Raw genomic sequence first — 19,081 nt, forward strand, 5'->3', positions numbered from 1 at the left:
CATATATGCAATGGATAGAAATTTCCGTTGTCTGTGAAAGAGTAGCCACCGATGAGGTGACTACTCTTTTTGATGATTATACAGACAATGGGATTATAGAAGAAGATGTTGAAAATCAGCCTAATTTAATAAAATTAACTATGTACGCTGATTCATCATTCGATATGGATATGATTAAGGCGGATTTAGAAAAACGCCTTACAGAGGATAATATTAAGATTATATCAATAGATACAGATATTCTTGATGGGTCAACTTGGTTAAACTCTTGGCAACAGTATATTGAACCTACAGAAATTTTACCTAACTTAGTCATTAAACCAGCATGGCAGGAATACAATAATGTAGATAATAAAACTATTATTGAAATCGATTCAGATATTTCCTTTGGTACCGGGTCTCATGAGACAACACGGACTTGTGCAGAGTTATTAAAATCCTATAGTAAATCTATGGATCTTGATACAGTTACTTGTTTGGATATTGGTACTGGCACAGGTATTCTTTTATTAGTAGCAGCCCATTTAGGTATTAAAAATTTAGTTGGTATAGATATAGAAGAGTATGCTGCAAATCAAGCTAGAATTAACTGTGATAATAATCATGTATCTGCTGAAATCATTTGTGGTAATTTGGATAGTGATTTCAATGGTACTGCCCAATTAATTTTAGCTAATCTAACAGTAGATCCGCTTAAAATACTATTACCTCAAATTGGTAAGAAACTGGATGATAAGGGCATTTTGATTATTAGTGGCATTATTGATGATCGTTATGATGAAATCATGCCATATATTGAGGCTCATTGGCATATTATTGAGGAGCGCGTCGCAGGGCCTTGGCATACGTTTGCGCTAGAAAAACGATGAAAAAGATTTTTATTCCTACACCATTAGATGAAATAATAGAATTACCAAAAGATGTGACCCATCATGTACTACATGTATTCCGCCATAATATGGAGAAGCCCATAACTGTAACCGGCAGCGATAACCGTTGTGGTATATATCAAATTACAGCAGAAGTAGATGGTAAAGCGCAAGCAAAACTGATTGAATATGTAGAAGAAAATGTAGCATCTTATCGTACTATCCTGGTTCAATCCTTATTAAAAGGTGAAAAACTAGAGTGGGTTCTACAAAAGGCGACGGAGTTAAATGTGGATACAATTTATCTTGTGCCCACAGTTAACTGCGTAGCTAAATATGATGAAAAAAAGCTTCAATCAAAAGTAAATCGTTGGGAAAAAATAATGCTAGAAGCAGCTCAACAATGTGGACGAAAACACTTGCCTACACTCGTAGTAGGAGAGACGCTTTTACAAGCATTAGACATTGAATCTGAGGCGTTGAAGTTGGTAGCCTATGAAAATGAAGCAGGGCAGACTATCAAAGATGTACTTAAAACTTTGCATTCCGATAAGTCTGTAACTGATGTTTTAATTTGTATAGGTCCTGAAGGGGGCTATCAAGAGAAGGAAATCAATGCTATTATAAAATATGGTGGAAAATCAGTATCGCTAGGAAATACAATTTTGCGGGCTGAAACTGCTGCTATTGGATCGTTAGCGATGATTCAATATGAATTAGAATTATAAATTAAATAAGAATAGAGAGGTGCAATGAAAACCGTTGCTTTTACAACCTTAGGGTGTCGCGTAAACCAATATGATACAGATGCCATGAAAGGTTTATTTTTACAAAATAATTACGAAGCGGTAGACTTCGATGAAAAAGCTGATATATATGTAATTAATACGTGTTCTGTAACGAATATGGGGGAAAAGAAATCCCGTCAATTAATCCGCAAGGCGAAACGTCAAAATGAAGATGCCTATGTTATTGTAACTGGTTGTTATGCTCAGCTTGATCCAGATGCGATTGCTGCTATAGATGGTGTTAATCTCGTTATTGGTACCAATAATCGCTCTAAAATTGTTGAATTAGTAGAGCAATTAGAATCTACAGAACGACAAATTAATGCTGTTCGGGATATCATGAAGGAATCTAACTTCGAGGAAATGCCGTTATTTGGTAATGAATCTGACAAAACTCGTGCTTTCATGAAAATTCAAGAAGGTTGTAATAACTATTGTGCCTTTTGTATCATTCCTTATACTCGAGGAAAATTAAAATCTCGTAAAGTTGATGATATTGTACAGGAGGCAAAACGTTTAGTAGATCATGGATTCCATGAAATCGTATTAACTGGCATACATTTGGGTAATTACGGTGTCGAATTACCAGGTCGTCCAACATTAGCTGATGTGGTAAAAGCTTTATTAGAGATTCCTAATTTATACCGCATTCGTTTTGGCTCCATTGAATCCGTAGAGGTTTCTGATGAGTTAGTAGAATTAATGGCTACGAATAAACGTGTTTGTCCACACTTACATTTACCTCTACAAGCTGGTTCTGACCACGTATTAAAGTTAATGAAACGCCATTATACATTACAAGAATATAAAGATTTAATTACAAGTTTACGTTCTCGTATTAAAGATTTATCAATTACAACTGATATTATTGCTGGTTTCCCTCAAGAAACTGATGAAGACTTCGAAGAAACATTGAATACAGTACGTGAAATTGGATTTACGCACATTCATGCCTTCCCATACTCTATTCGTGAGGGTACACCTGCAGCCACTATGGCGGATCAAGTACCAGAAGCTGTTAAGAAGACTCGTGTAGCACTTTTAAATGGTCTTAGCCAATCTGGTTATGAAAGATACGCAAAATCTCGCATTGGTAAGCCTGGTGAGATTCTCATCGAAAAGGAAGAGAATGGATACTACATGGGCTTAACAAATGAATATATAAATGGTAAAGTTAAGTCTGATGGGACACGTAAAATTGGTGATCTCGTTGGTGGAACTGTTGTAGGTTTAGAAGATAATTATTTAATTATTGAGTAAGGAGTTAGATTATGAGTGACTGCATTTTTTGCAAAATTATCAATGGTGAAATTCCGTCTAAAAAAGTGTTAGAAAATGATAAATTCTATGCTTTTCATGATATTCAACCTGTAAAAAAAGTTCATGTATTAATCGTACCTAAAAATCACGTGTCTAATATTGCACATCTTAATGAAAAGAATGCAGATTATGTTGAAGGGTTATTGCCATTTGTTCGTGATGTAGCAAAAGAGCTTGGTATTTCTAAAGATGGTTATCGCTTGATCTTTAATACTGGCGGAAAAGCCGGTCAAACTGTATTCCATATGCATGCACACCTTTTAGGTGGAGAAGAAATGGGCTGGCCAGAAGCCTAATTTTGAGTATTATGTATTCTTTTTATAATACTCATTAAAAAACCTATAAAATATACTTGAAAATATTGACAACATCTATACCTATACATATAATATTATATGTGCGTATGTAAATTATCAGCACTTCCCGAGATTATTTTTGGAGGGAGGGATATAGATGTCTGAAATCAAAGTCGGTAAAAACGAAACGCTTGAAAGTGCTCTTCGTCGATTCAAACGCTCCTGCCAAAAAGCGGGTGTTTTGTCTGAAGTAAGAAAACGCGAACACTATGAAAAACCAAGCGTAAAAAGAAAGAAAAAATCTGAAGCAGCAAGAAAACGCAAATTCAGAGCATAAGATGATTACCCTAATTCTGCCTTTTCATGGCTTTATGAAATCCAGAATTAGGGTTTCTTTATTATATACATAAGGAGGAAATATGAGTTTAAAAGATCAATTAAAGGAAGATATGAAAGCAGCTATGAAAGCTCGTGAAGAAGGTAAAACAGCGTTATCTGTAATTCGTATGGTCAATAGTGCCATAAAAAATACAGAAATCAATGACAAAATTGAGCTAGATGATGCTGACATTTTTGGCATTTTAGCTAAGGAAATGAAAACTCGTCAAGATTCCTTAACAGAATTTGAAAAAGCAGGCCGTGAGGACTTAATTAGTCATGTAAAAGAAGAAATGGCTGTATTGCAAAAATACTTACCAGAGCAATTGAAAGAAGATGAAATTCGTATAATTGTACAAGAAGCCATTGCTGCATGTGGTGATAACGTAAATATGGGTAATGTTATGAAACATGTAATGCCAAAAACAAAAGGGCGTGCAGATGGTAAGATTGTTAATAACATTGTTAAAGAATTACTTGGATAATATAAATAGATATCAACGACTATTTTATATATACTAATTGATTTATATTTTATAGTAATAGGTGTGTTAGATGTAACTTTAAGAGCATAATGAAATTCTATAGAAAGTTATTGACATATATTTTCAACATATGATAATATGAACTCAATAAAATAATTGGTCAACGAAGACTCCACTTTAGATATATAGATTTATATATTTATTTGTTGGAGTCTTTTTCTTTTAGGAGGAACAAATATGTCGACAACTAACGAATTATTATATTACATTCCAGCGGGTCAATATGGGAAAGAAGGGGTTCTTGCATTATTAGAACAACATCCTGAAATCAAGTTCGTATCTCTTGTAGGTATTGACTTAGCAGGTAATGATACTGATGAAAAGATTCCTATGTCAGCATTCTTCGATGACTACGAATCTTTCTTTGAAGGTCGTGCTGTTCAAACAGATGGTTCCTCTGTAGTACTTACAAATATTGCTACATTAAATAATGCTCGTGTAGATATGTGGGGCGATCCAAGTGTAAACTGGTTTGTTGATTACAACTACGAAAATATTGATCCTGTTACAGGCTTACCAACTGGTACACTTCGTATTCCTGCATTCTTGATGCATAACTATCGCTATGTAGATTCTCGTTCTATTTTAAAACGCAGCTGCGACTATGTTCGTGCTGAATTATTGGCTTTGATTAAAGAACATGGCTTACCTGGTATGCCGCATGTGAAAGCTGATGAAGTTGTAGATATCATTTTCACATCTGCAACAGAACTAGAATTCTGGGTAAAAACTCCATCTAGAACAGTTACAAAAAAAGAATTATCCGTATCCCAAAAATTACAAGAACAATACTGGCAACGTACTCATGGTACAGTTCGCACTGCTTTAGAACAAGCTGTTGAACGTCTTGATAGATATGGTATGGTTGCTGAAATGGGTCATAAAGAAGTAGGTGGCGTTAAAGCTAAACTTGATGAAGATGGTCATGAAGCAGTTGTATTAGAACAATTAGAAATCGACTGGAAATTCTCAAATAATCCATTACAAACAGCAGATAATGAATTACAAGCTCGTATTATTGTTCGTGAAGTATTCCGTGAAAATGGTCTTGATGTAACATTTAATGCAAAACCAATAATTGGTGTAGCTGGTTCTGGTGAACATACTCATTTTGGTGTTATGGCTAAATTAAAATCTGGTAAAGTTGTTAACTTATTTAGCCCAGAAGATATGCGAAAAGAATCTGCTAGCTCTTTAGGCATTGGTGCAATTATGGGACTTTTAAAACACTATGAAGCTATTAATCCATTCATCAGCTCTACAACAGATTCTTTAAATCGTTTAAAACCTGGGTTTGAAGCGCCAGTATGTATTGTTACATCTTTAGGTACTGATCCATCTGAACCTAGCCGTAACCGTACAATCCTTTGCGGTTTAATTCGAGATATCGATAATCCTATGGCGACACGTTATGAATTGCGTTCTCCAAATCCTTACACCAATACATATACTGCTTTAGCATTGATCTTTATTTCTGCATTTGATGGTATGAAATATGCCATTACATCTGGTAAAACACAAGCTCAATTGGAAGCAGAGCTTTCCAAAGAAGTAGGTGAAACATCTGATTATCTTGCTACAAATCGTGCATACCGTACTGAAAAAGATGTGTTTGATGATTTCACACAAGAAGAACGTAATCAAATGTTTGGTGTTGCTCCAGCTACTGTATGGGAAAACATAAAGGGTTACCAAAATAATCCTGAATTAGTAGAAACATTGGCTCAAGGCAATGCATTTGCTAAAGATTTAATGGACTCCTTTATTGCCTCCATTCTTAAACGTTGGAAACTAGTATTGGCTAATCGCTTAATTCCAAATAATTTGGATACAGTTCGTAGCATGGTTGCAATTCATACTGATAGCCGAAATAGTGTAGATGATAAACGCTTTGCAGAAGTTAATGACTTACGTTTCTACCTTGCTAAAGATAGTGACGATCGTAAATCCTTATTCACTCGTTTAATCGATGCACTTAATGATGGTGAATATGATTTAGCATCCCAATTACAAATCGAAATGAATGATAAAATGGAAGAATTAGAAACTAAGTACGCTAATTACGCTAAAAATATTTTCTAAGATGCTAGTTGATAGTGTTAAAATAAAAGAGACTCTACTGATGTGTAGAGTCTCTTTTATGCTATTACGATTTGTTATTAAGAAATTTTTCTACCAGTACTAGGCAACAAACTAGAACTAAAATAGAAATAGACCATAATAACATGTCCAAAGCTGATTCATGATCGATAATTAGTAAACGAACAATGGCGGTAATGCCAATATATAAGAAGAAATCGAGAGGAAAATGGAAGTTATTCTTAAAGTACTTAATTATGAGTGCAATAAATTCAAAGTAGAGAAAGAAGGTAATTATCTCTTCAATCAATAATGAATAAGTACTATAGCCTTGAATATTGGCCCATGCAATAAAACCAAAGTTTACTAAACTATTGATTAAAGCAATGCATAAACCAATGCCAACACCAATAAGTGCAATATTTTTAATGGTTAAAATAAGCTGAGAAATACGAATCCACATACATACTCCAAATAAAATAATAATTTACAATAGGACATATAAAAAGACCGTACACCGTACGGTCTTTTTATCTCTATATTAAGCTATTAGCAAAATCTTAAGATTAGATATCAGCCTTAATAGCTTCTAATGCAGCATCAAAGTTAACTGCTTGAGTTACTTCTGGTACATATTCAACATAAGTTACTTTGTTATCTTTGTTGATTACTACAACGCCACGAGTTAAAAGACGAAGCTCTTCAATCAAGAAACCGTAGTTTTCACCGAAGGAAGCATCTTTGTGGTCAGACAAAGTAATAACTTTATCTACGCCCGCAGCACCACACCAACGTTTTTGAGCAAATGGTAAGTCCATAGAAATTGTCAATACGACTACATCTTCGGAAAGAGCTGTTGCATCTTGGTTGAACCAACGAGTTTGAGCATCACAAACACCTGTATCAAGGGAAGGAACAACGGAGATAACTTTTACTTTACCTTCGAAGTCTTTTAAAGTTTTAGCTTGCAAGTCATTACTCAATACAGTGAAGTCTGGAGCTTGTTGACCTACTTTAATTTCTGGGCCAACTAATGTGATAGGGCCACCTGCAAATGTTACTACGCCAGTACGTTTTTCCATGTTTTATTCCTCCTAAGAGTTTTAATTCTAATTATGTAAGATAAAATTTCTTTATATGCATAGTATAACATTTACATTACTATAAGTAAACTAAAAAATTCGATATAGTATTAATTTAGAAAAAACTTTAAGATTGATTACCATTAAAATTTAAAGAGGTCATTTAACTTATATTGTTTAAATACAACTGCTGCTGTGATAAAAATATTTAATCTAACTGTTATACTTATAGGTGTATTAATGTATTATAAAAAATGTGTATACTATAAAGAGTAAAGTTAACATAATAAAGTTTGTTGATTTAGCTTTTACAGTATTGATTCAAATTCAATTACAATATAATAATACTAATACTAATGATTATATAGGCAATGATTTTAATTAGACTTAATAGAATATATTAGAGAGGACCTATGAAACCAATAGATTTATTTATGCAGTTTTTCCGGCGTGAAGGCTGGATCTATGCCATTGGCTTAACTATGTTGATGGCAATTGATGTGGCTTTTTTATTTGTTCCTCAATTCATTGGCAATGCTATAGATACATTGAGCAATAATAAGGAAGGTTTAGTTACTTATATTTATTATTTTATTTTATTATTTATTATTATCACTATTTTGAAAGTTATTTCACGTAGAACCCTATTAGGATCTATTCGTCGCATGGAGTATCTTTTTCGTGAGATTTTGTGTAGTAAAGCATTACAAGTAAAAACAACATACTATGAGGCTAATGGACCTGGTAAGGTTATGGCGCTCATGACTAACGATGTAACATCGTTACGTGTTGCCCTTGGTCTAGGTGTAATGATTGTAGTGGATATTATTTTCTACTCCGTTGTGGGCTCCATAATATTAATTCAAAAGATTAATACTGTATTAGCTTTTAAAATTATGACACCTGTATTCTTAATTATTGTGGCTATATTTGTACTAGGCAGAAAGCTACGTATTAAACAACGTAGTGCACAAGCTACTTATAGCGATTTAACAGAGTTTGGACAAGAGCTATTTCAAGGGATGGATGTTATTCGCGCTTTTAATCGTGAAAGCATTATATCTAATTCTTTTGAAAAAATAAATAAACTTAATTATAAGAAGAATATGGATGTTGCACTACTAGATGCAATATTAACACCGTTAACAAGGATTGCACCCTTTATCTGTATCAGTATTAGTATTTTTATTTGTGGACATTTAGCTGTAGAAGGTAAAATGACTATAGGCGAATTTGTTACAATCAATTCTTTTATAATGTTAATTGTAGGGCCTTTAATAGGCTTTGGGGGCCTTATTTCTATTGTACAAAAAGGTCTTGCTTCTTTAGATCGTATCATGGATTTCTTGCATTTGCCCATTGAAACAATAGATGATACCGATGAGGTATTGCCACTTGAAGATATTCACATCCGATACTTAGATTTTAATTATGAAAACTCTAAAGGCCATGCATTATCTCAAGTGACAACGACAATACCGAAAGGTTCTTTTATTGGTTTGGTTGGCAAACCTGGTTCTGGTAAAAGTACATTGTTTAAATTGCTTATTGGATTACAAGAATGTCCGAAACAGTCCATTTATTTTGGTAATCAAGATTTAGCTGCTGTTTCTTTATCAAAACTTAGAAACTCAATTGCTTATGTGCCAACACAATCTTACCTTTTAAGTACGACCATTGCAGATAATATTAAATTTGGTAAAATTTTACCTATGCATGAAACTGTAGAGGTTGCGGCACAAAAGGCAGACTTATATAGAGATTTAGGCGATTTGTTAAATGATGATTTACATGAGCTCGCTGAAGAAGGTCATGATTTATCAGGTGGACAAAAGCAGCGAATCAATATGGCTCGCGGCTTTTATAAAAATGCACCATATTTATTGCTAGATGATTGTTTTTCTGCTTTAGATGCAGTAACAGTTACAACTATTTTAAATACATTACATAATGTAAAAGAACAAACAATTTTATGTATTTCACAGCGATTAGAGGTTGTAGAGAAAGCAGATAAAATTCTAGTATTCGATGAGGGGCGTATCGTAGAAGAAGGTACTCATAAAGAATTATTAGCTAACAATGGTTTATACCGCACCTTATATGAAGCGCAGAAAGGAGAGGCCCATCATGAAGAAGCGTAATCTAAGAAATGACTGGGCTCTATTTTCCTATATAACTGCCTACATCAAGCCTTATTTAGGTATTCTATTATTAGCAACGGTTGCGCTAGCAGGAAATTTAGTATTATTACTTTTACGACCGTATATAACAAAGCAAGTCATCGATCTTGGCTTTGCCACTAATGATATCGCTGTTATTGAATACTATGCTCTAATGTATGGACTTACTATAATTGGTAGTGTTTTATTTATTTTTGTAGAGAATTACTTTTTAAAAAGTTTTGGTCAAAAAATAATTTATAATATTCGTAGTATTGTCTTTAAAAAGATTCTTAATAAACCACATGATGAATTCTATAAGTTGCCAATCGGTAATTGGGTAACTCGCATCACTAATGATGTAGAGTCATTACGTACATTATATACAGATGTAATTTTGAATTTAGCTAGTAGCGGTTTGATGATTATTGGTATATTAGGATTTATGTATGCTATTAATGTACCCCTAGCTATTATCATGACAATTTTATTACCTATAATGGGTGGAATTATTTGGGTGTTTCAAAAGTTTTCCCGTAAAGCATTTCGTCAGGTAAGACGCTCTGTAGCTGCATCTAATGCGAGTATCAAGGAACTGTTAAATTATATTGTAATCGTAAAATCCTATGGTGGCGAAAAAGCCATTGAGGAACGTTATAATACTGTTAATAAAGGTTTCTTAGAAGCAGGTCTTTTTGAAGTTATTACGTTTTCTATTTTTAGACCACTCGTAGATGGTCTATTCTTTGTTGCGTTAATTGTTATTTTTACAACTACGAATTTAATAGACTCTGTAGCTGACGCTGGTACAGTATTTGCCTTTATCCAATATATGGACCGATTTTTCCAACCATTAAAGGAAATTGCAGATAAATATAACTCACTACAAAGTGCACTAGCTGGTGCTGAAAGATTAGTTCCCTTATTAGAGGAAGAAGAGCGTCAGATGGCTGATGAAGTTCCTGATGAATTTAAACATATAGAGACCATTGAATTTGAGCATGTGTGGTTTTCCTATAATAATAACGATATTTATGCGCTAGAAGACTTTACATTAAATATTAAGGCTGGAGAATTCATAGGGATTGTAGGTCCCTCTGGTAGTGGTAAATCAACACTTTTATCATTGTTGATGGGAGTCTACAAACCAACAAGAGGGGCAATCTATATTAACGGTATAAATATTGCTAAATATGACAGTTCTGTACTTCGTCATTTAATGGGGTATGTTTTTCAGCAAGCTTATCTATTTAAGGGCTCCATTAGAGATAACTTAACACTTTTTGATACATCAATATCCAATGAGGAAATTGTCAATGCAGCAAAACAAGTTAATTTGGATGCTATGATTGAACAACTTCCGGAAGGGTATGATACACCGGTTGGTTATTTAGGCTCCTTATTATCTGATGGACAAAAACAATTATTGGCTTTTGGCCGTACCTTGATTAAAAAAACACCTATTCTATTGCTAGATGAAGCAACGGCTAATATCGATAGTCATACGGAGAAACAAATTCAAGCAAGTATTGAAAGTATTCGAGGTAGTAAAACAATCGTAAGTATTGCTCATCGTCTTTCAACAGTGGAAGATGCCAATAAAATAGTGTATATGGAATATGGTAAAATAATAGAAAAAGGATCTTTTGATGAACTCATTAACTTAAAAGGGGCCTTTTATAATCTATGGAATAATCAACACAGTGGGAGTTAGTATGGAATTTATCCAATCTAAAGATAATAAAACGATTAAGCGAATTATCTCATTAAGGCAACGTAAAAATCGCCAAAAAAATGGAGAGTACATCGTTGAAGGCATTCGCTCTATTCGAGATATTGCAGCTATGGGTGCAGTAAAAACAATCGTTATACGTGAATCTAAAGCGCAAGATAAAAATATATTAGATTTATTAGACTTAGATACTGTTCAATCTGTACCTAAATATATCGCACAAGATCCAGTGTTTGATAAAGTAGATAATACCGTAAATGGACAAGGTGTAGTTGCTATTGTATCAAAGCCTACATATGATATTGAATCAATTTCTATTGTGGATGGTTTATATATTACATTAGATGGTGTTCAAGATCCCGGCAATCTAGGTACCATTATTCGTACTGCTGTTGCAGCAGGTGTTAAAGGGATATTTTTGATGAAAGGAACTGTGGACCCTTTTAATGACAAGACAGTCCGCAGTACCATGAGCGCCTTACATAAAATACCTTTATATGAAGACATTACGTTAACTCTGTTACATGATATGGTAACCGAGTCTAATATGACTAGCTATGTAACAGCTTTAGAACATTCCAATCCTTATCATACTGTACGTTATGCTAAGCGAACTATGCTAGTATTAGGAAACGAAGGGAATGGCGTAACACCAGAGGTTATGAATCTATGTACAAATCGTATTATGATTCCTATGTATGGTGATATGGAATCCTTAAATGTAAGCGTAGCTGCTGCATTATGTATGTATAAAGTACAAGAACAATTAATGTCTTAGTATATATGATAAAAATTTATGACCTTATAAAAAGTCCTCTACTAGTATACAAGTAGAGGGCTTTTGTATTGATTTTTTAGTTGTGTATTTGGTACAATAACATATATCCTTTGTGGGAGAACAAAGTTCTCCCTTTTTTTCATGAAAAGGAAGATAACTATGTCCAAATTAATTGTAAATGCAGACGATTTTGGCCTTCATAGTGCAGTTAATGCTGGTATTATTGATGGTCACCGTAGAGGTATTATTACCAGTACCTCTTTAATGGCAGGAGGAGAAGCTTTTACAGAAGCCGTAAGTATGGCAAAACAAAACCCTAAGTTGGGCATTGGTATTCATATTACCTTGGTGGGTGGGGTCAAACCAGTATGTGATCCATCAGAAGTTTCATCACTTCTCACACCAGAAGGTGTATTTCCAGAGAACTATGTAGAATTTATTAAACGTATTTACTCTGGCAAAATCAATTATAGTGAATTACGTAAAGAGATTCATGCACAAATAGCTCAAATAATGGATACCGGCTTAAGGGTAACTCATATTGATGGACATCAACATTTGCATGTGTTACCAACGGTATTGCCAATTGTGATTGAACAGGCAAAATCCTTTGGTATACATGCTATACGTATACCCGATGAGTCTACTGGTTTTATGAATTATATGTATTCCCCAATTCGATTTCTTGGTAAAGTTGGTTTATCAACGGTTGCGGCTAATGCGCGACCAATCATACGAAATAATTGTATGACTACAACCCAATATTTTTGGGGCATGGCAAATGGAGGTCATATAAACCAGAAATCTTTAATGGGTATATTAAAAGCGGTAAATAAAAATTCTGGTACCCATGAATTGATGGTTCACCCAGGTAGTAATAGTAGTATTCTTAGTAAGCTTTATAATTGGGGTTATCATTGGGAAGATGAGTTGCATGCACTCTGTTCCAGTCATACGCGATTATATATAAGTCAACATGATATAGAGCTCATTAATTATGGAGACTTGGTATGAGTAAAATGATGAAGAGAGGCATCTTTATGTTTCTCTTGTTATTGGCTGTATCAATTGGTATTATTTACTATACTATTGATTTAGATGCATTGAAAGCCATATCATCTTTTAATAGTATTTCTTTATTATTAGCTTTAGTTGCTTTAGTAGCAGGTATGTATTTTGATGGATTACGACTTCAAAGGCTCGTAAAAATTGGTGGTTACAAGTTATCGATACGAGCAGTGCTACGAGTTATTTTTAGTAATTATTTTATGGCTATGTTGACACCTGGAGCTAGCGGGGGGGCTGTCGCGCAAGTACTGGTGTTGAGAAGTTATGGCGTCCCCATATCTAAAGGTACACCGATTGTATTAATACGTACCGTATTTTCCATTATGTTTTTGGTCATTATGCTGCCTTTAGTATTCTTACGAGATGCTATTGAAATTCCATATATCTCTCGTGATATGCTTTTAATTTTTGCCGTGCTTGCTGTTATAGCGACCTTAGTGGGAACTTATATATTACAGACTAAGTATATGCGTCAATTTGTCTATAATCTAGCACAACGATTTAAAGCACATAACACTAAAGATTGGCTTTCTAAATTAGAAACACTAAATCAAGGTCTTGGTTTACTTTATAAACAACCTGTCCAATCTTTAATAGTTTTTATTGAATCTGGTTTGAGTTTATTATGCTTATATTGTATTGCACCCGCCTTAATGTATGCTTTCACACCAGATATTCCTATTATCGATATTTTAGATCGCATGATTTTATTAAATCTTATTTTGTATTTTGCACCAACCCCAGGGGGAACAGGCATTGCAGAAGGTCTATTTGTAGTATTATTTAGTGCCTTTGTACCTAATGGAACAGTGGGCATCATCGCTGTAGGATGGCGTGTTGTGGCTGAGTATATGCCATTCTTCATCGGTATGTATGCAGTATTAACATTATATGGACGACAATTCGTTGCCCAAGAAACTTCGAGAAAACAATAAGGGAGTGTGCTCTATGTCTAAACCAAAAAAAGATAAATTTTATCTGGTTCAAGAAGATATTTTACCAGAGGCTATAAAAAAGACGATAAAAGTAAAAGAAATTCTAAAACTAGGTGAGGTTAAAACAATTAACGAAGCAGTTGAAAAAATGGATTTAAGTCGATCTGCGTATTATAAATATAAGGATTATGTTTTTCCATTTTTTGAAATTGCTCAAGGGAAAATTGTTAGTATTTATGTTTCTATGTCAAATGAATCTGGTATGTTATCAAGCGTTTTGAAAGCCATTGCTGAACGTAACGGTAGTATTTTAACGATTAATCAAGATATTCCATTACAAGGCATTGCGAATAGTAGCATATCTTTTGAAACCAAGGATTTACAAGGTTCATTAGAAGATTTATTGCTAGATATTCGCTCTATGAAGGGTATTATCAAGGTAGAAATTTTAGGCCAAGCATAGGCTAATTAAGAGAGTAGGACGATTATGACCACTATAAAAATTGCTTTATTAGGTTTTGGTACTGTTGCACAAGGTACTTTTAACTTATTGCAAGACAATGCTGAATTAATTAAAAATCGTACAGGTGTCAATGTTGAAATTTCAAAAATTTATGTACGAAATCCAGAAAAATATAGTCATATTACATTACCAGAAACAGCTAAATATGTAACTGATATTGATGAAGTGTTAAAAGACGATTCCATCCAAATGGTAGTGGAATTGATGGGTGGTACAAACTTTGCTAAGGATTGCGTAGAAGGTGCTTTAAAAGCTAAGAAGAATGTGGTAACTGCAAATAAAGATTTATTAGCAGAAGCTGGTCCATACTTATTAGACTTAGCGAGTAAAAATGGGGTAGACTTACGTTTTGAAGCATCTGTTTTAGGTGGTATTCCTATAATCCGCACATTATATGAATCGTTAGCCGGTAATCGTATTACTGAAATCATTGGCATTATGAACGGTACTACAAACTTTATTTTGACTAAAATGTCTGAAGAAGGTTTAAGCTATCAAGATGTATTGAAAGAAGCACAAGATTTGGGGTATGCAGAGGCAGATCCAACAGCTGATGTTGAAGGCCTTGATGCAGCTCGTAAATTGGCAATCCTTGCATCTATTAGTTTTAACCGTCGTATTTTCTTTGAAGATGTAACTGTAGAAGGTATTACTTGTATTGATACTGAAGATATAAAATTTGGGAAAGAGTTTGGTTACAATATTAAATTATTAGGTATTGCCAAAGAAACTGCTCAAGGATTATCTCTAAATGTATACCCTGCATTTATTCCTACGACACATCCATTGGCATCTGTTCGCGGATCCTATAATGCGATTTATGTAAAGGGGAATGGTATCGACGATGTCATGTTATATGGTCGTGGTGCAGGTAGCTTACCGACAGGTAGTTCTGTAGTATCTGACATTATGGAAGTGGCAAAGAATGTCTCTTATAACGAAACTGGTCGTTTGAAACCGTTCTATTACGATCAAAAAGATATTTATTCTCCAGGTAAAATTCAATCTAGCTACTACTTGCGTTTAGCAGTAGATAATAAAACAGGTGTACTAGCAAAAATCTCTGCAAAATTAGCAGAACAAAAGATTTCTGTTTTATCCATCGTTCAACGAAATATGGATCCAGAAACTGCAGTTCTTGCCATTGTTACATCTAAATGCCCAAGATCTTATATTTTAAATCTTATAGACTCTTTTAATAGCTTGCGTTCCGTTAAGGCTGTTAATAGTGTTATTCGTATTATGGAAGCTTAATTATGAATACTGTTCGTGTACAAGTACCTGCTACTAGTGCAAACTGTGGCCCAGGTTTTGATTGCTTAGGATTAGCACTTAATCTTTATAATATATTTAGCTTTACACCAGATGAAAATGCTACAGAATATACATATACTTTTGAAGGCTTTGGCGCAGATATTTTACGCGCTGAAGATCCTAAAAAGAATCTAATTGGCTTCGCTATGGATCAAGTTTTTGCTACTGCGCAAGAACCAATTCGATATGGTCATATAACATCTGAAACTTTAATTCCTCCATCTCGTGGACTAGGTAGTAGTAGTACGGCTATCGTAGGGGGGCTTTTACTGGCAAATGCATTGGTAAAGCATCCACTTTCAAAAGAAGAGTTACTTGTTATAGCAAATCGTATGGAAGGTCATCCAGATAATGTAGCGCCAGCTATTTACGGAAATTTATGTTGTGCTACAGGTTTAAAAAATAAGGTACTAAACACGGTCATTTCTATTCCTCCGGAGCTACATTTTGCTGTTGTAGTACCAGAAGTCATGGTATCTACTGAATATGCTCGTTCTGTGCTACCAAATCATATTCCATTTAAAGAAGCTGTACAAAATGTAAGTCATGCTTCATTATTTGTAACAAGCTTAATTACGCATCAATTAAGTAATTTATCTGTTGTCTTAGATGACAACTTGCATGTACCTTATCGTAAGATATTGATCCCTCATTGTGATGAAGTTTTTGAAGCCGCAAAAGTTGCTGGAGCTTACGGTGCTACTATCAGTGGATCGGGTTCTACTCTGATTGCCTATGTTGATAAAACTCATGTACAAGAGGTAGCAAAGGCTATGGGGACCGTATTCACAGCAAATGAGATTGAAAATAAAATATATTGCTTAGAAGCTGATACAACTGGAGCGTTAATTATATAGTTTATGGTATAATTATAGTGTTAGGCATAGTCCATAACAATAATTGGAGGAAACTATGAACAATATAAAAACAACACTTTTATTAGCGACGCTAACAGCCATTTTAGTGGTTATTGGTGATATGATTGGCGGCAGAAGCGGTATGATTATGATGTTTGTCATATCCATGGGTATGAATTTTATGTCCTATTGGTACAGCGATAAAATCGTTTTAGCCCAATACAATGCTCAACCTGTTACTGCACAGTCTAATCCAAAACTATATGCAATGGTAGAGCAATTGGCTAAAAATGGTAATTTACCAATGCCAAAGGTTTATATCATTCCCAGTGAAGTACCGAATGCATTTGCAACAGGTAGAAATCCTAGTCATGCAGCAGTTGCTGTTACAGAAGGTATCCAACGTCTATTAACTGATGAAGAATTAGAAGGTGTGCTTGCACACGAATTAACACATGTTAAGAATCGAGATACATTGATTAGTACAATTGCAGCTATGATGGCTGGTGCTATTTCTATGATAGCCAATATACTTCAATTTACTGCCATATTTGGGCGTTCCGATGATCGAGAAGGTACTAACCCTTTGGCGCTTCTTGGTACAATCATTATTGCACCTATCGCAGCTGGTCTTATTCAGATGAGTATTTCCCGTACTCGTGAGTTTTTAGCTGATGAGGGGGGCGGAGATATGTGTCGCAATCCATTAGCACTGGCTTCTGCACTTGCAAAAATTGACTACTACTCTAAACATGGTGCATTGCCTAATGCAAGTAATGCTACAGCCCATATGTTTATTATTAACCCTATGATGGGAATTGGTGAAAGCTTGAGCAATCTTTTTAGTACACATCCTCGCACGGAAGAACGTATTCAAAAGTTAAAGAAACAAGCTATGAATCCAAAGTATAAAGAAAAGGCAATATTATAATTAGTATCTACTGGAGGGTATCATGCAAGAAACATTAGTTTTAATTAAACCAGATGCAGTTAAACGTCAATTAAGTGGTGAAATCCTTAGCCGTTATGAACGTAAAGGCCTTGTTGTTAAAGCATTAAAACTCTTACAAGTACCTCGTGAATTAGCGAAAGAACACTATGCAGAACATAAGGAAAAGCCATTCTTTGGTGAATTAGTTGATTTTATTACATCAGGCCCAGTTCTTGCTTTTGTGTTAGCTGGTGAGAACGCAATTGTATCCGTACGTGCTTTAAACGGAGCAACAAATCCTGTAGATGCTGCCCCTGGTAGTATTCGTGGTGACTATGCCCTAACAATGGATGCTAACGTAGTACATGCTTCTGATTCTCCAGAAGCCGCTGCTCGTGAAATTCATCTTTGGTTCCCTGAATACAAATAATCTCAAGGTTGGGATTCTTTAGCTTTTATTTCTACATCCATGTTATCTATAGGAGGTAATCATATGGCAAGTAGCGTTTATACAAAAACAGGTGATGCTGGTACAACTGGTTTATACACGGGCGAACGTGTACAGAAATCATCTTTACGCGTAGAAGCTTATGGTACAATCGATGAATTACAAGCTTTTTTAGGATTGGCTCGCGCTTATGCTGAAAATCCACGTGTTTCTGCTGAATTATACGATATTGAGCGCAACTTATGGACATTAATGGCTGATATTGCAAGTTTAAATGCCGCTCCGGTAATTACTGAGCAATATGTAAAGCATTTAGAAAAAGTTATAGATCGCTTTGATGCAAAATTAGAACCTTTATCTAGTTTTGTTATTCCCGGTGAAAAACAATCTTCTGCTTACTTACATGTAGCTAGAACGATTACTCGACGTGCGGAACGCGCTTTATGGCGGGTATTAGACGCTGGTGAAAGTGTTCACGAATCTAATTTAAAATACTTAAATCGTCTATCCGACCTTTGCTTTATCTTGTGTCGTGTAGAGGAAGAACTTGGAGCAGAATAAACAAAAAAAGCTATGTATTTTACATAGCTTTTTGCTCGTTATAGACCTTATTGTGAAATTGTTTGGTTTAAAACATCTTGAGGACTAGGATAGTAGAAAAAGATATGAGGAATTTCATAACGGAATTTTTCTCTTAATAGATTGGCTAATGTTGTTTCAAAGTTTATAATTTTATCAGCGCCGAAATCAAAGTCTTCAACTAATACTAAGAGTTGTGCTTCAACTTGAGGTGCATTTTCTGGTAAGGCTTCTGGTGGTAGCGGAACATTTACTACTACTCGTGCAGTACCAATATATTTACCTTGCCCGTCATCGATGGCAACACGATATGTGTTATCCCATAAAGTAGCCATCATTTTTAGTTTCATATTCATAATTTCCATAGTATCGCTCCTTTGTTATACTTATAATGATACTG

General features: G+C 34.6%; 21 protein-coding genes. 18 read left to right on the forward strand and 3 right to left on the reverse strand.

The window, feature by feature from the left end:
- Positions 1-5: 5 nt before the first annotated feature.
- The 7 genes from VPAR_RS04480 (at position 6) to VPAR_RS04510 (ending at position 6,278) form a co-directional block, all read left to right on the forward strand.
- Positions 6-869, forward strand: a complete 864-nt coding sequence (locus tag VPAR_RS04480) for a 50S ribosomal protein L11 methyltransferase (protein WP_012864331.1) — start codon at positions 6-8, stop codon at positions 867-869.
- Complete coding sequence (locus VPAR_RS04485) at positions 866-1,597, forward strand: RsmE family RNA methyltransferase (RefSeq protein ID WP_012864332.1); 732 nt, start codon at positions 866-868, stop codon at positions 1,595-1,597. The genes VPAR_RS04480 and VPAR_RS04485 overlap by 4 nt, the downstream gene beginning before the upstream one ends.
- A 24-nt stretch (positions 1,598-1,621) precedes the next feature.
- Positions 1,622-2,917, forward strand: coding sequence for a tRNA (N(6)-L-threonylcarbamoyladenosine(37)-C(2))-methylthiotransferase MtaB (gene mtaB, locus VPAR_RS04490; RefSeq protein WP_012864333.1), 1,296 nt, complete (start codon positions 1,622-1,624; stop codon positions 2,915-2,917).
- A gap of 11 nt (positions 2,918-2,928) precedes the next feature.
- Positions 2,929-3,273: a histidine triad nucleotide-binding protein gene (locus VPAR_RS04495; RefSeq protein WP_012864334.1), complete on the forward strand. Its 345-nt coding sequence runs from the start codon at positions 2,929-2,931 to the stop codon at positions 3,271-3,273.
- Positions 3,274-3,430: 157 nt separating this feature from the next.
- Complete coding sequence (gene rpsU, locus VPAR_RS04500; RefSeq protein WP_004695751.1) at positions 3,431-3,610, forward strand: 30S ribosomal protein S21; 180 nt, start codon at positions 3,431-3,433, stop codon at positions 3,608-3,610.
- Positions 3,611-3,692: 82 nt separating this feature from the next.
- The gene (locus VPAR_RS04505) at positions 3,693-4,136 is read left to right on the forward strand and encodes a GatB/YqeY domain-containing protein (protein ID WP_012864335.1); all 444 of its coding nucleotides are present in this window, start codon (positions 3,693-3,695) and stop codon (positions 4,134-4,136) included.
- Between the two features lie 237 nt (positions 4,137-4,373).
- Entirely contained in the window at positions 4,374-6,278 is a 1,905-nt protein-coding gene (locus VPAR_RS04510; protein WP_012864336.1) for a type I glutamate--ammonia ligase, read from the forward strand.
- A 64-nt stretch (positions 6,279-6,342) separates the two neighbouring features.
- On the opposite strand, the gene VPAR_RS04515 is transcribed toward VPAR_RS04510, so the two are convergent.
- Positions 6,343-6,738: a phosphate-starvation-inducible protein PsiE gene (locus tag VPAR_RS04515; RefSeq protein WP_008600892.1), complete on the reverse strand. Its 396-nt coding sequence runs from the start codon at positions 6,736-6,738 to the stop codon at positions 6,343-6,345.
- 103 nt (positions 6,739-6,841) lie between these two features.
- Positions 6,842-7,357 carry a thiol peroxidase gene (gene tpx, locus VPAR_RS04520; protein WP_008600893.1) on the reverse strand — a complete coding sequence of 172 codons (516 nt, stop codon included), beginning with the start codon at positions 7,355-7,357 and terminating at the stop codon, positions 6,842-6,844.
- 413 nt (positions 7,358-7,770) lie between these two features.
- Between tpx and VPAR_RS04525 the strand changes: the two genes are divergently transcribed.
- The 11 genes from VPAR_RS04525 to VPAR_RS04575 all read left to right on the forward strand — a co-directional run bounded on the left by VPAR_RS04525 (position 7,771) and on the right by VPAR_RS04575 (position 18,663).
- A complete protein-coding gene (locus tag VPAR_RS04525; RefSeq protein WP_012864337.1) occupies positions 7,771-9,498 on the forward strand; it encodes an ABC transporter ATP-binding protein in 1,728 nt (575 codons plus the stop codon).
- Positions 9,485-11,230, forward strand: coding sequence for an ABC transporter ATP-binding protein (locus VPAR_RS04530; RefSeq protein WP_012864338.1), 1,746 nt, complete (start codon positions 9,485-9,487; stop codon positions 11,228-11,230). Before VPAR_RS04525 ends, VPAR_RS04530 begins: the two co-directional genes overlap by 14 nt.
- Position 11,231: 1 nt before the next feature.
- A complete protein-coding gene (locus VPAR_RS04535; RefSeq protein WP_012864339.1) occupies positions 11,232-12,026 on the forward strand; it encodes a TrmH family RNA methyltransferase in 795 nt (264 codons plus the stop codon).
- Between the two features lie 159 nt (positions 12,027-12,185).
- Entirely contained in the window at positions 12,186-13,040 is an 855-nt protein-coding gene (locus VPAR_RS04540; protein ID WP_012864340.1) for a ChbG/HpnK family deacetylase, read from the forward strand.
- Complete coding sequence (locus tag VPAR_RS04545; RefSeq protein ID WP_012864341.1) at positions 13,037-14,029, forward strand: lysylphosphatidylglycerol synthase transmembrane domain-containing protein; 993 nt, start codon at positions 13,037-13,039, stop codon at positions 14,027-14,029. The genes VPAR_RS04540 and VPAR_RS04545 overlap by 4 nt, the downstream gene beginning before the upstream one ends.
- Before the next feature lie 13 nt (positions 14,030-14,042).
- Positions 14,043-14,492, forward strand: coding sequence for an ACT domain-containing protein (locus VPAR_RS04550; RefSeq protein ID WP_004695770.1), 450 nt, complete (start codon positions 14,043-14,045; stop codon positions 14,490-14,492).
- 24 nt (positions 14,493-14,516) lie between these two features.
- A complete protein-coding gene (locus VPAR_RS04555) occupies positions 14,517-15,806 on the forward strand; it encodes a homoserine dehydrogenase (protein ID WP_012864342.1) in 1,290 nt (429 codons plus the stop codon).
- A gap of 2 nt (positions 15,807-15,808) precedes the next feature.
- The gene (gene thrB, locus VPAR_RS04560; RefSeq protein ID WP_012864343.1) at positions 15,809-16,723 is read left to right on the forward strand and encodes a homoserine kinase; all 915 of its coding nucleotides are present in this window, start codon (positions 15,809-15,811) and stop codon (positions 16,721-16,723) included.
- 55 nt (positions 16,724-16,778) lie between these two features.
- Positions 16,779-17,654, forward strand: coding sequence for a zinc metalloprotease HtpX (gene htpX, locus VPAR_RS04565; RefSeq protein WP_012864344.1), 876 nt, complete (start codon positions 16,779-16,781; stop codon positions 17,652-17,654).
- A 22-nt stretch (positions 17,655-17,676) separates the two neighbouring features.
- Positions 17,677-18,084 carry a nucleoside-diphosphate kinase gene (gene ndk / locus VPAR_RS04570; protein ID WP_012864345.1) on the forward strand — a complete coding sequence of 136 codons (408 nt, stop codon included), beginning with the start codon at positions 17,677-17,679 and terminating at the stop codon, positions 18,082-18,084.
- Positions 18,085-18,147: 63 nt separating this feature from the next.
- The gene (locus VPAR_RS04575; RefSeq protein ID WP_012864346.1) at positions 18,148-18,663 is read left to right on the forward strand and encodes a cob(I)yrinic acid a,c-diamide adenosyltransferase; all 516 of its coding nucleotides are present in this window, start codon (positions 18,148-18,150) and stop codon (positions 18,661-18,663) included.
- Positions 18,664-18,710: 47 nt separating this feature from the next.
- Here VPAR_RS04575 and VPAR_RS04580 read toward each other — a convergent pair whose 3' ends face one another.
- Positions 18,711-19,046, reverse strand: a complete 336-nt coding sequence (locus VPAR_RS04580) for a hypothetical protein (protein WP_004695781.1) — start codon at positions 19,044-19,046, stop codon at positions 18,711-18,713.
- Positions 19,047-19,081 lie beyond the last annotated feature (35 nt).

This window comes from Veillonella parvula DSM 2008 (genome assembly GCF_000024945.1).
Lineage (GTDB): Bacteria > Bacillota > Negativicutes > Veillonellales > Veillonellaceae > Veillonella > Veillonella parvula.

Coding starts and splice junctions, on each gene's coding strand:
- VPAR_RS04480 (WP_012864331.1), top strand. CDS start 6: ATGCAATGGATAGAAATTTCCGTTGTCTGTGAAAGAGTAGCCACCGAT.
- VPAR_RS04485 (WP_012864332.1), top strand. CDS start 866: ATGAAAAAGATTTTTATTCCTACACCATTAGATGAAATAATAGAATTA.
- mtaB (WP_012864333.1), top strand. CDS start 1,622: ATGAAAACCGTTGCTTTTACAACCTTAGGGTGTCGCGTAAACCAATAT.
- VPAR_RS04495 (WP_012864334.1), top strand. CDS start 2,929: ATGAGTGACTGCATTTTTTGCAAAATTATCAATGGTGAAATTCCGTCT.
- rpsU (WP_004695751.1), top strand. CDS start 3,431: ATGTCTGAAATCAAAGTCGGTAAAAACGAAACGCTTGAAAGTGCTCTT.
- VPAR_RS04505 (WP_012864335.1), top strand. CDS start 3,693: ATGAGTTTAAAAGATCAATTAAAGGAAGATATGAAAGCAGCTATGAAA.
- VPAR_RS04510 (WP_012864336.1), top strand. CDS start 4,374: ATGTCGACAACTAACGAATTATTATATTACATTCCAGCGGGTCAATAT.
- VPAR_RS04515 (WP_008600892.1), bottom strand. CDS start 6,738: ATGTGGATTCGTATTTCTCAGCTTATTTTAACCATTAAAAATATTGCA.
- tpx (WP_008600893.1), bottom strand. CDS start 7,357: ATGGAAAAACGTACTGGCGTAGTAACATTTGCAGGTGGCCCTATCACA.
- VPAR_RS04525 (WP_012864337.1), top strand. CDS start 7,771: ATGAAACCAATAGATTTATTTATGCAGTTTTTCCGGCGTGAAGGCTGG.
- VPAR_RS04530 (WP_012864338.1), top strand. CDS start 9,485: ATGAAGAAGCGTAATCTAAGAAATGACTGGGCTCTATTTTCCTATATA.
- VPAR_RS04535 (WP_012864339.1), top strand. CDS start 11,232: ATGGAATTTATCCAATCTAAAGATAATAAAACGATTAAGCGAATTATC.
- VPAR_RS04540 (WP_012864340.1), top strand. CDS start 12,186: ATGTCCAAATTAATTGTAAATGCAGACGATTTTGGCCTTCATAGTGCA.
- VPAR_RS04545 (WP_012864341.1), top strand. CDS start 13,037: ATGAGTAAAATGATGAAGAGAGGCATCTTTATGTTTCTCTTGTTATTG.
- VPAR_RS04550 (WP_004695770.1), top strand. CDS start 14,043: ATGTCTAAACCAAAAAAAGATAAATTTTATCTGGTTCAAGAAGATATT.
- VPAR_RS04555 (WP_012864342.1), top strand. CDS start 14,517: ATGACCACTATAAAAATTGCTTTATTAGGTTTTGGTACTGTTGCACAA.
- thrB (WP_012864343.1), top strand. CDS start 15,809: ATGAATACTGTTCGTGTACAAGTACCTGCTACTAGTGCAAACTGTGGC.
- htpX (WP_012864344.1), top strand. CDS start 16,779: ATGAACAATATAAAAACAACACTTTTATTAGCGACGCTAACAGCCATT.
- ndk (WP_012864345.1), top strand. CDS start 17,677: ATGCAAGAAACATTAGTTTTAATTAAACCAGATGCAGTTAAACGTCAA.
- VPAR_RS04575 (WP_012864346.1), top strand. CDS start 18,148: ATGGCAAGTAGCGTTTATACAAAAACAGGTGATGCTGGTACAACTGGT.
- VPAR_RS04580 (WP_004695781.1), bottom strand. CDS start 19,046: ATGGAAATTATGAATATGAAACTAAAAATGATGGCTACTTTATGGGAT.